The sequence below is a fragment of the Clostridium septicum genome, assembly GCF_003606265.1.
Lineage (GTDB): Bacteria > Bacillota > Clostridia > Clostridiales > Clostridiaceae > Clostridium > Clostridium septicum.
Map to the genome: position 1 here is coordinate 1,180,703 of NZ_CP023671.1, position 16,215 is coordinate 1,196,917.

Consider the following 16,215-nt stretch of genomic DNA (forward strand, 5'->3'; position numbering starts at 1 on the left):
TTTTATTATATTTACTTAAAGTGCATACTTTATTTACATGTATTTAAAGTTATCATCAATTAAATTATAATATTCTATTTTTTTATATAATCCAACTCTGCTTATTCCTAAGATTTTAGCTGCCTTATTCTTATTCCATTGAACACTATTAAGACAATCTAATATTACCTTCTTTTCAACTTCTGCAACTATATCTTTTAAAAACTTTTTTTCACTACTTTTTATATAAATACTCTTACTACTTCTTATAAGCTTTTCTGGTAAATGGTCTTTGCCAATATATACATCTGATTCTAGCATATTTATTGAACTCTCAATAACATTTTCAAGTTCTCTTATATTTCCTGGCCAATTATAATCTTTTAAAATATTAATTGCCTCTTTAGAAATACCTTCCACATATATTCCAAGCTTATCAGCAATTTTCCTTCTTAATACGTTAACTAATGCGTCTATATCATCTTTTCTCATTCTTAAAGGCGGCACTTTAATATTTATAACATTTAATCTATAATATAAATCTTCTCTAAATGTACCATCTTCTATAGCTTTTTTTAGGTTTTTATTAGTAGAAGAGATAACTCTTACATCTATTTTTTTAACAATATTCCCTCCTACCTTTTCTATTTCTCTATCTTGCAATACCCTAAGTAATTTTGCTTGAGATGCCATAGGCATATCTCCAATTTCATCTAAAAGTATTGTTCCATTATTAGCTAATTCAAATTTTCCTTTTTTTCCACACTTCTTTGCTCCTGTAAAAGCTCCTTCTTCATATCCAAAAAGCTCTGATTCTAATAGCTCTCCAGGTATGGCTGCACAATTTATCTTTACAAATGGCTTTCCTCTTCTATCACTTGCATTATGTATTGCATGAGCCAAAAGTTCTTTTCCTGTTCCACTTTCCCCAATTATTAGAACATTAGATTTTGTTCTTGCTGCTCTTAATGCTATTTCTTTAACCTTGAGATTTTCTTTTGATTTACCTACTATATCTGAGAAGAAATATTTTGCTGCTCTTTCATGACCTAATTCACTTTTACAATATTCTACAGCTCTTTCTAATTTTGCTATTTGCTTTCCCAAAGAATAGTAATCACTGATATCCTTAAACATTACTTTACCTACGGCACCTATAACTACTCCATCTCTCTTAATTGGAACTCTTATAGCAATCATTCTATTTCCTCTTATATATTGAATATCTCCTGCTATGGTCTTGCCACTTTTAACTATTTCGTGCATTTTTGTATTCTCTATTACATCTGTTACAAGTTTACCCTCTGGAGTAAAATCACCTAGAAACTCCTTATACGATTTACTCATCATTGTAATTCTAGCATCCTTATTAACTACAACTACCCATTCATTAACTGAATCCATTATTGTATTAAGAATATCAAAATACACACCATCTCTCATAAGTTCCATAAATCCCCCGCCTCCTGAAACCACCTTATTATAGACTTAATAAATTTATACATCTATATAGAATAAATCATTTAACTCTTACTAAAATTATAAAGCTAACTTTATTTAATTTATATAATTAAATACTTAAAATAAAAGAAATATTTTCTTGCCTTCCAATAATTCTCTAAAAGACTTGAAAATATTTCTTACTATAAAACAACTGTGTTAAAAATTAATTTATTTAGGTGGCATTGCTGTAGCAATTCCTGTTAAGACAATCTTATTATCTTGATTTGTGCAAGTTGTTTTCAATTTAATTATATTTTTTTCTTCATTCTTTTCTATAACCTCAATTTCAGCTTTTATTGTATCTCCAAATCTAACTGGCGCTGTAAATTTCAATTCTTGTCCTAGATATATTGTTCCTGGTCCAGGTAACTTCATACCTAAAGCAGTAGATATTAATCCAGCTGTAAGCATCCCATGTACTATTCTTCCCTTAAACATACTTTTTTCAGCTTCAACTTCATTAATATGTGCTGAATTTAAATCACCTGTTATTCCTGCATATAAATATACATCTGATTCACTTATAGTTTTTTGAAAAAAATCCTTATCACCTATTTTTAATTCATTAAGTCTTAACCCTCTCATACTAAAACCTCCTAAAAAATTTTTTTGATTATAGTTTCTACTAATTTTTTAAAGCAAATATTGTGCCACTTAATTAATTCATTAAATTTACATTTAAATGGTTTATTTTAAATATAAGTCTTTTATAAAACGTTAAATCAAATTAATTTTTATAAGAAGGTTACTCATAAAAGATGTTTATTTTGTTTACATGTATATTTAATTTACTTTACACTTTTTAATTTAGATAAATTAAACTTTATCAATGAAAATAAAATAGTTCTTCAAACTTCTTATCTAATGCAATACATAAAATAAGAGCAAGTTTAGCAGTTGGATTAAATTGTCCTGTTTCTATAGAGCTAATTGTGTTACGTGAAACCCCTACCATCTCTGCAAGCTGTGTTTGGGATAATTTTCTTTCAGCACGAGTTTCCTTTAAACGATTTTTTAATACTAATTCTTCTTTCATTCTTTTTACCTCAATGATGCTAATACAAAACTTACTAATGAAATAATTGCTGCAATTGCACTAACTATCATTATTATAAGATCTATCTTTTTATGAGTTAATTTATACTTTGGAATAGACTCCCCAGCCATGAATACTGAAAACAATGCAAATACTGCATAACTTTGTTCTCCAATAAATGAATTAAATACTACAATAAAAATAAATACAATACAAAATACATTATATCCTACTTTACGTCCTTCATTTTCAATAAACTCTACACCTTCATCTTTATTTTCTTGTCGGCTCTTACTTAAAATCTCTTCTTTATTCATATAATTACCTCCCCACTTTATACCAAGTAAACTTGGTATTTTTTATTATATCATACCAAGTTTACTTGTCAATTAACTTTGCAAAGTTTTCTTTGCAAAGTTAGTTAAGTAAGCTTAACCCTGTTTTAATTACATAGACAGCCTTTCCTTTAACTATTTAGAGAAATTAATTATTTTCATATTATTTCATTTACAATAGAAAAAATTTAATAATACTTTCATCGCAATAAATTATAATACTAAAAAAACTCGCATATTTGATAAAAGTAAATAATGTTACTAAAATCAAATATACGAGTTTCTTATTCTTCTATTATTTTTTATTCTTCACTTTTTCCTACACCAGAAAGTATAAGACCTTTATTGTGCTCTAATGCCCAATTAATACCCCAGTCATTTTGGAATATTATAATATTTCTATCTCTTAAGTCCTTAACCTTCTTAGCATCTGATGTTAAGTTTAACTTTTCAACATCAACATCTTTATTTTCAATCCATCTAACATATCTAAATGGAAGTCTATCCATTTTAATATCTACATTATATTCATTCTTTAATCTATACTCTAAAACTTCAAATTGAAGAACACCTACAACACCAACTATTATTTCTTCCATACCTATGTATAGTTCCTTAAATACTTGGATTGCACCTTCTTGAGCTATTTGTGTAACACCTTTAACGAATTGTTTTCTCTTCATTGTATCTACAGGTCTAACTCTAGCAAAATGTTCTGGAGCAAATGTTGGAATTCCTTCAAATTTAAATTTCTTTGAAGGTGAACATAATGTATCTCCTATTGAGAATATACCTGGATCAAACACCCCGATTATATCTCCTGCATACGCTTCTTCAACTATTTCTCTATCTTGAGCCATAAATTGTTGTGGTTGCGCAAGCTTAATCTTCTTACCACCTTGCATATGCATTACATCTTCACCTTTATTAAACTTACCTGAACATATTCTCATAAATGCAATTCTATCTCTATGAGCTTTATTCATATTTGCTTGTATCTTAAATACAAAAGCTGAGAACTTATCATCAAAAGGATCTATTTCTCCTATACTTGAGTTTCTTGATAAAGGTGCTGTAGTCATTTCTAAGAAATGCTCTAAGAATGGTTCAACACCAAAGTTTGTTAAAGCAGAACCAAAGAATACTGGTGTTAATTCTCCTGTTCTAACCTTTTCTATATCAAAATCATCTCCAGCTATATCTAAAAGTTCAATGTCTTCCATTAACTTATCATGAAGAGCTTCTCCTAAAATCTCTCTAAATTTAGGATCATCTACAGCTCCTTCTATAGCTTGAACTTCACTTTGACCGTGATCTCCTCCATCAAAAGCTATTATTCTATTGTTATCTCTTTCATAAACACCTTTAAATTCCTTACCTGAACCTATTGGCCAGTTCATTGGATAGGTTTTAATCCCAAGCTCACTTTCTATATCTTCTAGTAATTGGAATGGATCTTTTGCTTCTCTATCCATCTTATTTACAAAAGTAAATATTGGCATTTCTCTTAATGATGCAACTTGGAAAAGTTTTCTTGTTTGATCTTCCACCCCTTTAGCAGCATCTACAACCATAACAGCACTATCAGCAGCCATTAAAGTTCTATATGTATCCTCTGAGAAATCTTGGTGACCTGGTGTATCTAATATATTAATGCAATGATCATTATAGTTAAATTGCATAACTGATGAAGTAACTGAAATACCCCTTTGTTTTTCAATTTCCATCCAGTCAGATACTGCATGTTTAGAAGCCTTTCTAGCTTTAACTGACCCTGCAAGTCTTATAGCTCCTCCATATAATAGGAACTTTTCCGTTAATGTTGTCTTACCTGCATCTGGGTGAGATATTATAGCAAAGGTTCTTCTTTTTTCTATTTCCTTTATATAATCTGCCAAAGCATTTTCCTCCTTAAATATGTACTCTATTTTGTATTCTAAATTATATCCCTAATTATTGATTATAACCCAATATAACTTAAGTTAAAAGTATAAGTTAAAAAAAGCAATAGTATTTTGAACATTGACTAAAATATCCTTATTTCCTTAAAAATTTATCATTTATATGTATATATAAAATTAATATTTAAGTTAATTTTTAAGTAATTTTAATTAATAATAATTATTTTCTAAAAAAGTGTTGACTTTTTATTAAATAATAATTATTATTAATACATAAGATAAATTGATAGGAATTATCAATTATGAAAATGTATTTTTAGGAGGATTTAATATGTCATTAATAGGAAAACAAATACCAGAATTTAAGGTTGAAGCATATCACAATGGAGATTTTACAGAGGTTACAACTTCTGATGTTAAAGGTAAATGGGGAGTATTCTTCTTCTATCCAGCAGACTTTACATTTGTTTGCCCAACAGAATTAGGAGATTTAGCAGATAACTATGAAAAGTTTAAAGAAATTGGATGTGAAGTTTATTCAGTATCTACTGATACTCACTTTGTTCATAAAGCATGGGCTGATGCTTCAGAAACAATAGCTAAAATTCAATACCCAATGCTTGGAGATCCAACAGGAAATCTTACTAGAGGTTTTGATGTTATGATTGAAGAAGAAGGTTTAGCTTTAAGAGGAACTTTCATTGTTAATCCAGAAGGAGAAATCAAAGCTTACGAAGTTCACGATTTAGGAATTGGAAGAAATGCTGAAGAATTATTAAGAAAAGTTCAAGCTGCTCAATTCGTAGCTGAACACGGAGATCAAGTTTGTCCAGCTAAGTGGACTCCAGGCGCTGAAACTTTAGTTCCAAGCTTAGATTTAGTAGGTAAACTATAATTTAAAAACATAATTATTGCGTGGCTATTTAGCCACGCTTTATTTTCAAAACAAAATTAAGATTTTTGAATAAAAGTTTTAATTTTATTTTGAATTGATATGAAGGAGGAGTTAATTTAATGAATGATAAAATTTTTGATTTGGTTATAATTGGTGCTGGCTCTGCTGGACTTTCTGCTGGTATATATGCAACCCGTGCAAAGCTTAATACTTTAATAATAGAAAAATCTAGTCCTGGAGGTCAAATTACTAAAACATCTGAAATAGTTAATTATCCTGGAATTAGAAAAACTTCAGGGCATGAATTAATGGAAGAAATGAGATTACAAGCTGAAGATTTTGGTGTTAAATTTCAAAGAGCTGAAGTTAATGATGTAGATTTATCAAATGAAGTTAAAATATTAAAAACTGATATAGGTGAAATTAAAGGAAGAGCTGTAATTATAGCTACAGGGGCTACTCCTAGAAAGCTTGGATTCCCTGGTGAAGAAGAATTTGCTGGAAGAGGTGTTGCTTACTGTGCTACATGTGATGGTGAATTTTTTAAAGGTCTTGAAGTATTAGTTATTGGTGCCGGATTTGCAGCTTGTGAAGAGGCTATATATCTAACTAGATTTGCAAAAAAGGTTACAATAATAGCTAGAGAACCTGATTTCACTTGTGCAAAATCAATTGGAGATAAAGTTAAAGCTCATCCTAAAATAGATATTAAATTTAATACAGAAGTAGTTGAAGCTATTGGTGATGATTTATTACGCTCAGTTAAACTAATTAATAATGTAACTTATGAAAAATCTGAATACTTCCCACCAAAAGAAGATGGAACCTTTGGTATATTTATATTTGCTGGTTATGTTCCTCAAACTTCTGTATTCAAAAATCATATAGAACTAGATAACTTTGGTTATATAATAACTGATGAAAATATGCAAACTAACATTAAAGGTGTTTATGCTGCTGGTGATTTGAGACCTAAATCATTAAGACAAGTAGTTACTGCTGTTGCAGATGGAGCTATTGCTGCTACTGATGCTGAAAAATACATATTTGAAGAAAAAGAAAGACTAGGTATTGCTGACGAAGTTACCTATGAAGCCCCTGTGAAAAAAGAAAGCAATGAAACCACTACTAATAATGTAAAAAAATCTTTTAATGGTAAAAGCCACTTATTAAATGATACATTAAGAACTCAATTATCATCTATTTTATCTAAAATAGAAAATCCTATTACTCTTGTAACAATAGTTGATCCTAACAATGGAAAATCTATTGAACTAAGAGATTTAGTTTTAGATATAGCTAATCTTTCTGATAAACTTAAAGCAGAAGTCTATATTAAAAATGAAGCTAAGTCTATTGAGGAAAAAATTAATGCTGATAAGTACCCTGTAGTTGCTTTACTTGATAAAGATAATAATTATAGTGGTGTTAAGTTCCATGGGGTTCCAGGAGGACATGAATTAAATTCCTTTATACTTGCAATATATAATTTAGCAGGCCCTGGTCAACCTATAGATCCAAATAACTTAGAAAAAATTAAATCTATAAATAAAGCTACCAATATAAAGGTATGTGTATCTTTATCATGTCACCTTTGTCCTGATGTAGTTGTTTCTGCACAAAGAATAGCAATTGAAAATCCTAATGTAGAAACTGAAATGTTAGATTTAGCAAACTTTGATGAAATAAAAACTAAGTATAAACTTATGAGTGTACCAGCGATAATAGTAAATGATTCTGAAGTTTACTTTGGAGCTAAAAAATTAGATGAAATATTAAACATTATTTAAGTTAAAGATTTTTACCATATATTACCCAAAACAAAAAAAGGATTTAAGCTATTAAACTTAAATCCTTTTTTATATTTATTAGCTTTCCTTAGAAGCTAAATTTATTTTTTATATACGTTATTTATAGTTTTTATCAATTAACTCTTCTAATTTTATTTGTATTGAATTAATTGTTTAAGCTACATTGGTATCAATTTTCATTGTTAATTTCTTATTACTTAATGCATCTTATACTATCCTTTAAAATATTTAGTTTATTTTAACTTAAAAGTTATTACTATCTCATTTTAAAACTTTTACCTTATTTTAAGCCTTATCTTTCTTTTCTTTAAACATTACTGAACTAACAATAATTATTGCTATTACAACTGTAATAATTATATATGAATCCTCTATTCCCGTTGAGGGTAATCCAAAACTTTGTAAAAGTTTATTAATATTTTCACTTTTATTCATTTTATCAGTTGATTTTTCTTTATCTCTATTATTAAAAACACTTAAAAATGTATTTTTACTTATCTTATCTGACTTGTTAATTAAATTACTATAGTTATCTTCTTTATTTATAATTCCTTTATAAGATTCTTGTTCAAATTCTTTAGTTCTAGATTCATCTACAGTTGTTACTTTATAATATTCTTTTTTAATATCATTTTCTATTTCCGCCTTTACTACTCTAAAATTGCTAAAGCAAAATATAAAAATTATAGAAAATAAAACTACTAAACTTCTTTTTCTTCTTATTCCCATACCATTACCCCTTATATATTTTATACTTATCATAAAAACATAAAAAACCAACCTATATTAGAAAATTTAATCCTAAATAAGTGGGTTGCACTACTATCTCCTTACACTTCAAGTGCCCAAATACAAAGTATAATTCAATGATTCTTATTACATTTAATTTAAAAATGGAAAATATACCCTATAGATAATAATTTCATTATAAATGATTTTTTTTAAATGTAAAGTGCTTTCTATTAATATTTTCTGTATAATATTTTTTAATTAAAAAAAGAAGATAACCTTAAAGTTATCTTCTAAAATTCTATCTAGCTAAAAACTATTTGTTTCCAAAAGCCTTTTCGTAATCTGCTATAAACTTAGCCATTCCAACATCTGTTAAAGTGTGCTTAGTCATTTGAGCTATTACTGAATAAGGAACTGTTGCAATGTGTGATCCAGCTAAAGCAACATCTAAAACGTGCATTGGATTTCTAACACTTGCAGAAATTATTTCTGTTTCTATTCCGTGTATTTCAAATATTTCAACTATGTTTCTTACTAAATCTATTCCTGGGTTTCCGATATCATCTAATCTTCCTAAGAATGGGCTTACGTAAGTTGCACCAGCTCTAGCTGCTAATAAAGCTTGAAGTGGTGAGAATATTAATGTTACGTTTGTCTTTATGTTTTCTTTTGATAATACGCTTACTGCTTTTAATCCTTCTTCACACATAGGTATCTTTATAACTATGTTCTTGTGAAGTTTAGCAAGTTCTCTACCTTCTTCTATCATTTCAGGAGCTTTTAATGCCATAACTTCTGCACTAATTGGTCCATCAACTATTGAGCATATTTCATCTATAACTTCCTTTAAATCTCTACCTTCTTTAGCTATTAATGATGGATTAGTAGTTACACCACATATAACTCCAAGGTCATTAGCTTTTCTAATATCTTCAACATTAGCTGTATCTACGAATAATTTCATTTCATTCACTCCTTAATTTTTCTGAATATTAAAAATATTTATTTCAATTTATTTTTTATAGTAAGTTACGGCATCATAGATACCGTTAACTTACTTAAAAAGCTTAATATTATTTTTCCCTAAAAATACTATATTAAAATACTATATTAAAATACTATTTTAATACTTCCTTAGCAGCCTTTACTATTTCAGCAGCTGTTAATCCGTATTTTTCCATTAATTCGTTTGGAGTACCTGATTCACCAAATGTATCTTGTATTCCAACCTTCTTAACCTTTGTTGGGCATTCTTCACAAACTACTGATGAAACCATAGCTCCAAGACCACCTATAACTGAATGTTCTTCAGCTGTTACTATACCCTTAGTTTCCTTAGCTGCTTTTATTATTAATTCTCTATCTATTGGTTTAATAGTAGCTATGTTTATAACTCTAGCTTTTATTCCTTCAGCTTCTAATTCCTTAGCTGCTTCTAAAGCTTTTGCAACTAACATACCAGTAGCTATAATTGCTACATCATTACCTTCTGTTAATTGTGAACCCTTACCAATTTCAAACTTATAGTTTTCATCATAGATGTCTTCTGTTGCACATCTTCCAAATCTTAAGTAAACTGGTCCATTCATTTCTGCTGCTGCTTTTACAGCTGCCATAGCTTCTCTATGATCTGCAGGAACTATAACTGTCATGTTTGGTAGTGAAGTCATAAGTGCTATATCTTCTACTGATTGGTGAGATCCACCATCTTCTCCAACTGTTATACCAGCATGAGTTGCTGCTATTTTAACATTTACCTTTGGATAGCAGATTGAGTTTCTTATTACTTCGAAAGCTCTACCTGATGCAAAAACTGCAAATGTACTTGCAAATGGAACTTTTCCAACATTTGCAAGACCTGCTGCCATTCCCATTAAGTTTTGTTCAGCTATACCTGCATTGAAAAATCTATCACTAAATTCTTTTTTGAAATCTGCTGTTTTTGTTGATTTTGAAAGGTCTGCATCTAAAACAACTACATTTTCATTTTCCTTTCCTAATTCAACTAACGCCATTCCATATGATTCTCTTGTTGCTTTTCCCATTTTTTATTCCTCCTTATTTAGCAATCTCAGCTAAAGCTTGATCTTTTTGTTCTTCAGTTGGTGCTTGACCATGCCATCCAGCTTGGTTTTCCATAAATGAAACACCCTTACCTTTAACTGTGCTTGCTAGTATAAGATTTGGCTTTCCTTCTGCTAATGAATTGAAAGCTCTATCTATATCTTCGAAGTCATTTCCATCACATATTATAACATTCCATCCAAAGCTCTTGAACTTTTCATCTACTGGTGCAATTGTCATAACATCTTCATTTTTTCCATCTATTTGTAAGCCATTGAAATCAACAACAGCAACTAAATTATCTAATTTATAATGTGCAGCAGCCATTGATGCTTCCCACACTAATCCTTCTTGTAATTCTCCATCTCCTAGAACTGTATAAACCTTAGCATCGCTCTTTTGTGTCTTTAATCCAAGAGCCATACCTACAGCATTTGATATACCTTGACCTAATGAACCAGTTGAAACATCAACTCCTGGAACATGCTTTGAGTCAGGATGTCCTTGTAATAAAGCTCCCATTTTTCTTAAGTGCTTTAATTCTTCTTTAGGGAAGAATCCTTTTTCTGCTAATACTGAATAAAGTGCTGGCGCAGCATGTCCTTTACTTAAAACAAATCTATCTCTGTTTTCAGCCTTAGGATTGTTTACATCCACATTCATTTTTTCATAGTATAAATATGTAATTATATCTGCACATGATAATGATCCACCTGGATGACCTGATTTAGCCTCATATATCATTTCGATAATATTTTTTCTAACGTCTTTTGACTTGTTAATTAATAACTCTTTATTCATAATTTCTCCCTTCACTCATCTGAGCAATTTGATTTAAATTATTCTCATTTTGAATACCTCTAATAGCCTTACAGGTAGATGTTAACATAAAATACATTATCTTTTCAACAAAAATTCATAAACTCTAATTTTGTCTATAAAGCTATTTAGTTAACCGGTATCCTCTCAACTCCTTATATTTCAAAGGATTTAAAAGATTTATTTTTTTAAAATCCTTATAATATTTTTTTAATTTTATTTAAATATTTTTTATAATGAAGTTATCTAAATCTAAAATTTCATTATTATATAGTCAATAACTGTATATTTATCTTTTAGTGACAAAAACTACTAAGACATAAAGTTTTAGTAGTTTCTGCTTTTTAATTGGAGTTTTAAATTATGTTATTCCCTAATTGGGAGTATGGGCTTTTTTAAACTTTTCGTCCATAAAGCTCTTAGTTTCTTTTAATGTCTCTTTCCAATTATCATTTCCTACATACCAAAACTCTGCAACATATCTTCTAACACCTAAATCCCATGAAGTCTTTATTATATCTTCAAAATTTACATGTCCTGTACCAAATGGTATTTCTCTAAACTTTCCAGGGACAGTTTCTTTTAAATGCACTGCTGCTATGTGTCCCTTTCCTGTTTTTAAGTCATCTAATACATTTTTATTATATGCTACTGCTGCATTTGTGATATTCCCACAATCAGGATATACCTGCAAATATGGTGAATTTACGTTATTAACATACTTCATAGCTTTTTCAACTGTATTCATAAATTCAGTTTCCATAGTTTCAAAGGCAAGAATAATCCCCTTTTTAGCAGCCATTTCAACAGCTATTTTTAAATTTTTTGCAAATAACTTTTTAGTTTCTTCTGTAGATTCATCATAATAAACATCATATCCAGCTAATTGAATAATTCTTATTCCTAAATCACAAGCAAGCTCTACAGCCTTCTCCATGATTTCCATGCCACGGTTCCTTACACTTTCATCTAAACTTCCAAGAGGAAATTTTCTATGTCCACTAAGGCACATAGTTCTAATTGGAATACCTACTTCACACATAGTTTTTACAAGTTCAAATCTTTCTTCTTTTGACATACAAAGCCTTGAAAGCTTTTCTTCAGTCTCATCTATACTTATTTCAACAAAATCAAAACCTGCTTCCTTTGCACAAGTTAACTTTTCCTTCCAAGTTAAAGTGTTTGGCATTGATTTTTCATATAATCCTAATGTATATTCTTTCATTAAATACACCTCTGCTTATTTTTATTTTTGTCCATAGTAAGCATTTGGCCCATGTTTTCTCATAAAGTGCTTATCTAAAAGAGTATTTGGCATTGCTTTAACACCTGAGTTCATTATCATTTCTGTAGTAAATGCCATCATAGCCACTTCTTCTAAAACTACAGCATTATGAACTGCTTCAAATGGATCTTTCCCCCAAGTAAATGGTCCATGATTTTTTACAAGTACAGCTGGCATATATTTAGGATTTAAATCTTTAAACCTTTCAACAATAACTTCACCAGTATTGTATTCATAATTATTTTCAATTTCATTTTTAGTCATATCTCTAGTACAAGGAATTTCTCCATAGAAATAATCAGCTTGAGTTGTTCCATATGGATTTATTCCCCTACCTGCTTGAGCAAAAACTGTTGCCCATTTTGAATGAGTATGTACAACTCCTCCAATTTCTTTAAATTCATTGTATAATTTAACATGAGTTGGTGTATCTGATGATGGATTTAAAGTTCCTTCAACAACATTTCCTTCCATATCAACAACTACCATATCCTCTGGTTTCATAACATCATACTCAACACCTGATGGTTTAATTACTATAAGGCCTTTTTCTCTATCGATTCCTGAAACATTTCCCCAAGTAAAAGTAATTAAATTATATTTTGGAAGAAGCATATTAGCTTCATATACTTTTTGTTTTAATTCTTCTAACATTTAATTCACTCCCATCCATTTAGTTTTTCTAAATTACTAATCAGTAACGATGTATAATGCTGCTTCCCCTAATTCACGATTTGCAGAAATTATAATATCTCTATCCTTTTCATTTAATACAGCAACATTACTAGGTCCAACCCCTGCTTCTATTGTTGTAGCCTTAAACTTAAGTGGATTTGTACTTTCACATTGTATATAGAATAATTCTTTTTCATTTCTTCTATATCCACCAATTATTGTTGGTACACCTCTAAGTTTTCCTCCCCAAACAACATGTCCAAAATCCATGTCTTTTGGGTATTTATAAACTTCTTCGTATTTATCCCCTATTTTTTTATTTATTATAAAGTTTTTACCATGGAATTCTTCAATTGTTACTAATTCATCTACTCCATCTCCATCAATATCAACAACTGCAATATCACTTACAGGCTTATCCATAATTTGTTCTACTGTCCAGTCTTCATTTTCATTTTGTGGTGGAGTTACAACAAATACACCATCTTGTGATGTAACCATTCCAACTTCTTTTCCATTCCACATAGCTCTACAATATCCATGATTCTTTGTAAGACCTTCTTTTATAACCTTTAATTCTATCGGTTGATTTAAATCTTCTGGAATTACTCCAACATAAATCTTTCCTGGATCTGACCAGTCATCCTTGCATGTCTTTGTTGTGCAAAGAGTAGCTCCTAAGAAATAGTTAACTCCATTTGCCTTTAAAATATCAAAACGATGTACATATGGTAAATCTAATATTGTTTTAACTTCAAAGCCATCATTTTCTGTTGGCTTTGCCCACACTATTGTTGCCTTTTCTGATTGGAATGTTGGGAAGAAATTTTGAACTGCTAAAAAGTCTCCATTCTTTCCAGGCACAGGTATCATTGACATTGTTCCACCAGGTCCATCCCAAACTGTAGATTGCTTAAAGTCATCTCCTGAATACATGTAACATGCACCTTCACCTTCAGTTGCTATTAGTATCTTTCTTTCATTATCTATAACTGTGCTTGATGTAGCATAACATCTGTGTAAATTTGTTAAAAACTTCTTTTCAATTTTCATTTTAATTTCTCCTCCTATTTCCCCATAACTCTAATTAGTGGTTTTCAAAGTTAAAGTTTGAGATTTACAACTCTGTACTTTTGTAAATCTCAAACTTGCTTTATATATTATTTTTGTATTACATGCTCTTTAATTTTTTCTTCAATTTCTTGTTCTGATAAAAGATTCTTAAGACCTATTATCTTAGTTCCATTTTTTTCTGCATTAGCAAAGTTTCCTTTTAATGCTTCTGAACAAAATACAACATCATAATTTGAAGCTTGAGTTTTTGCTTCTCCAACACTACTATGATGTATTGAAACTTGAACTCCTAGTTTTCTAAAGATCTTTTCAATCTTCATTTTAATTATTTGACTTGATCCCATACCATTTCCACATGCTGCTATTACTTTTAACATAACCATACCTCCAAAATTTCAAATATTTTCTATTTTTTTATTTAACATTATTATTTAAAAATTTTATTATTTTTATTAACTAAGTAAGTTTCTCCATTTAGGAAAAACTTACTTAATTAATAGATTTCTATTAATTAAGATTTTTATTTTAAGTTGGTGGTGAATGGCTTTTAAATACCATTCACCTACACCCATGGAACATTTTATTAACTTTTAAACAGCTGTTTCTCCATTAACTACTGATTCATAATCTTCAGCTATTTTAAAGTAATTTTCTTTATTCTTTCTATATTGGATTTGTGGAATAGCTAACATAAATATTATTACTGCTGCTACACCAAAGTATTGACCATATTTCATAACTACACCAAATAGTGGCCAAAGTGTATCCCAGTCGAAGTTTCCATGCCATCCACCATATTGTGATAATTGGAAGAAATGTGCTGAGAAAGCTCCTCCTAAAACTTGAATCATACCTGCTACAAAAGGTATTGTAATTGCTGCCTTTAATCCACCTTTTCTATTTGCAAATACTGCAAATGTAGCATTATCAAAGAATACTGGTACGAAACCTGTTATTATTAATACTGGACTCTTAAATACTATAAGTCCTAATATTGCTATAAATTGTCCAAGTGCTCCAAATAAGAATCCTATTGTTATAGCATTTGGATGTCCAAATCCATAAACAGCTGCACAGTCAACTGCTGGCATTGAACCTGGTAATAATTTATTTGATATACCTTGGAATGATTCAGTAAGTTCTGATACGAACATTCTAACTCCAAGTTGTAATATGCTTAAATAAACTGCAAAATTAAATGATTTTTCCATTATGTAGAAGAAAAAGTTTCTTTCTGGTTTAAATGACTTATCAATTTCTTGTAATAACTCTGGTCCTAAGATAGCCATTATAATTCCGAAGAATAGTAACATTAATACGCCAGTTGCGACAACGTTATCATTAAAGATTGAAAGAAATCCTGGTAGTTCTAAATCTTCTATCTTCTTGTTATTCTTACCAAACTTACCTGCAACTTTATCTGTTAACCAAACACCAAACATTTGTTGGTGACCTATAGCAAATCCACCACCTTCTGTAAGCTCTTGACATGCTTCAACAGTTAAGTTAGCTGATACTGACCAGTAAGTTCCTAGTAATAAACCTAACATAATTACTATTTTAGTATCTTGTAATTGTGGGAAACAGAACAGTAATATCCAAAGTGCTGTTGATGATTGTTGCACCATAATGTGTCCTGTTATAAATACAGTACGTATTTTAGTCCACTTACGGAAAAATACTAATACAAGGTTAAATAGGAATGCTACTAGTAAAACAAGCATCATTAATGAGAAAGATCTTCCTATTCCTTCAATAGCTGATTGTGCTGCTGTTTGACCAAAATAAGGGTCAATAACTGCCGCTGTTAAATTAAAACGGTCTTTAAGTCCTGCAAGTATAGGTCTAAAGTTATTAACTAATCCACTTGCTGCTACATTTAATATTAAATATCCAACTGTAGCTTTAACGAATCCTGCAAATGCTTCATAAATAGGTCTTCTTAATAGTAAATAGCCTAAAAGTACTATAAATCCTATAAAAAATGCCGGTTGAGTAAGAATATTTACCTGAAAGAATTCCCAAATTTTAATAAAAAAATCCATTTTACCATCCTCACCTTCTTGATTTTTTAGTAATTATCATAATTTTTTATTTAAAGCTCTC

16 protein-coding genes and 1 riboswitch are annotated in these 16,215 nt (G+C 29.6%); of the genes, 2 read left to right on the forward strand and 14 right to left on the reverse strand.

Annotation, left to right across the window (positions count from 1 at the left end):
* Positions 1–33 precede the first annotated feature (33 nt).
* From CP523_RS05190 to CP523_RS05210, 5 genes are all read right to left on the reverse strand, one after another.
* On the reverse strand, positions 34–1,431 hold the full coding sequence (locus CP523_RS05190) for a sigma-54 interaction domain-containing protein (protein WP_120140610.1): 1,398 nt from the start codon (positions 1,429–1,431) through the stop codon (positions 34–36).
* 219 nt (positions 1,432–1,650) lie between these two features.
* A complete protein-coding gene (locus CP523_RS05195) occupies positions 1,651–2,067 on the reverse strand; it encodes a MaoC family dehydratase (RefSeq protein ID WP_066676225.1) in 417 nt (138 codons plus the stop codon).
* 241 nt (positions 2,068–2,308) lie between these two features.
* Positions 2,309–2,518 (reverse strand): helix-turn-helix transcriptional regulator, encoded by a 210-nt coding sequence (locus tag CP523_RS05200; RefSeq protein WP_066676227.1) that lies wholly within the window; start codon positions 2,516–2,518, stop codon positions 2,309–2,311.
* 5 nt (positions 2,519–2,523) lie between these two features.
* A complete protein-coding gene (locus CP523_RS05205) occupies positions 2,524–2,835 on the reverse strand; it encodes a DUF6442 family protein (RefSeq protein ID WP_066676229.1) in 312 nt (103 codons plus the stop codon).
* Between the two features lie 320 nt (positions 2,836–3,155).
* The gene (locus tag CP523_RS05210; RefSeq protein WP_066676231.1) at positions 3,156–4,751 is read right to left on the reverse strand and encodes a peptide chain release factor 3; all 1,596 of its coding nucleotides are present in this window, start codon (positions 4,749–4,751) and stop codon (positions 3,156–3,158) included.
* Between the two features lie 334 nt (positions 4,752–5,085).
* Here CP523_RS05210 and ahpC point away from each other — a divergent pair, with 334 nt between their 5' ends.
* A complete protein-coding gene (gene ahpC / locus CP523_RS05215) occupies positions 5,086–5,649 on the forward strand; it encodes an alkyl hydroperoxide reductase subunit C (protein ID WP_066676233.1) in 564 nt (187 codons plus the stop codon).
* A 119-nt stretch (positions 5,650–5,768) separates the two neighbouring features.
* The gene (gene trxB, locus CP523_RS05220; protein ID WP_066676235.1) at positions 5,769–7,439 is read left to right on the forward strand and encodes a thioredoxin-disulfide reductase; all 1,671 of its coding nucleotides are present in this window, start codon (positions 5,769–5,771) and stop codon (positions 7,437–7,439) included.
* 306 nt (positions 7,440–7,745) lie between these two features.
* On the opposite strand, the gene CP523_RS05225 is transcribed toward trxB, so the two are convergent.
* From CP523_RS05225 to CP523_RS05265, 9 genes are all read right to left on the reverse strand, one after another.
* Positions 7,746–8,189: a hypothetical protein gene (locus tag CP523_RS05225; RefSeq protein ID WP_066676238.1), complete on the reverse strand. Its 444-nt coding sequence runs from the start codon at positions 8,187–8,189 to the stop codon at positions 7,746–7,748.
* 70 nt (positions 8,190–8,259) lie between these two features.
* A riboswitch (cyclic di-GMP riboswitch) is annotated at positions 8,260–8,343 on the reverse strand.
* Between the two features lie 162 nt (positions 8,344–8,505).
* The gene (gene fsa, locus CP523_RS05230; RefSeq protein ID WP_066676240.1) at positions 8,506–9,156 is read right to left on the reverse strand and encodes a fructose-6-phosphate aldolase; all 651 of its coding nucleotides are present in this window, start codon (positions 9,154–9,156) and stop codon (positions 8,506–8,508) included.
* 154 nt (positions 9,157–9,310) lie between these two features.
* Entirely contained in the window at positions 9,311–10,237 is a 927-nt protein-coding gene (locus CP523_RS05235) for a transketolase family protein (RefSeq protein WP_066676241.1), read from the reverse strand.
* A 13-nt stretch (positions 10,238–10,250) separates the two neighbouring features.
* Complete coding sequence (locus CP523_RS05240) at positions 10,251–11,057, reverse strand: transketolase (RefSeq protein ID WP_066676243.1); 807 nt, start codon at positions 11,055–11,057, stop codon at positions 10,251–10,253.
* 391 nt (positions 11,058–11,448) lie between these two features.
* Positions 11,449–12,300, reverse strand: coding sequence for an L-ribulose-5-phosphate 3-epimerase (locus CP523_RS05245; RefSeq protein ID WP_066676245.1), 852 nt, complete (start codon positions 12,298–12,300; stop codon positions 11,449–11,451).
* Between the two features lie 21 nt (positions 12,301–12,321).
* On the reverse strand, positions 12,322–13,014 hold the full coding sequence (gene araD / locus CP523_RS05250; protein ID WP_066676247.1) for an L-ribulose-5-phosphate 4-epimerase: 693 nt from the start codon (positions 13,012–13,014) through the stop codon (positions 12,322–12,324).
* A 36-nt stretch (positions 13,015–13,050) separates the two neighbouring features.
* Positions 13,051–14,088: a hypothetical protein gene (locus tag CP523_RS05255; RefSeq protein WP_066676249.1), complete on the reverse strand. Its 1,038-nt coding sequence runs from the start codon at positions 14,086–14,088 to the stop codon at positions 13,051–13,053.
* A gap of 107 nt (positions 14,089–14,195) precedes the next feature.
* Complete coding sequence (locus CP523_RS05260; RefSeq protein ID WP_066676251.1) at positions 14,196–14,486, reverse strand: PTS sugar transporter subunit IIB; 291 nt, start codon at positions 14,484–14,486, stop codon at positions 14,196–14,198.
* Between the two features lie 213 nt (positions 14,487–14,699).
* Positions 14,700–16,154 (reverse strand): PTS ascorbate transporter subunit IIC, encoded by a 1,455-nt coding sequence (locus tag CP523_RS05265; protein WP_066676257.1) that lies wholly within the window; start codon positions 16,152–16,154, stop codon positions 14,700–14,702.
* Positions 16,155–16,215: the final 61 nt, after the last annotated feature.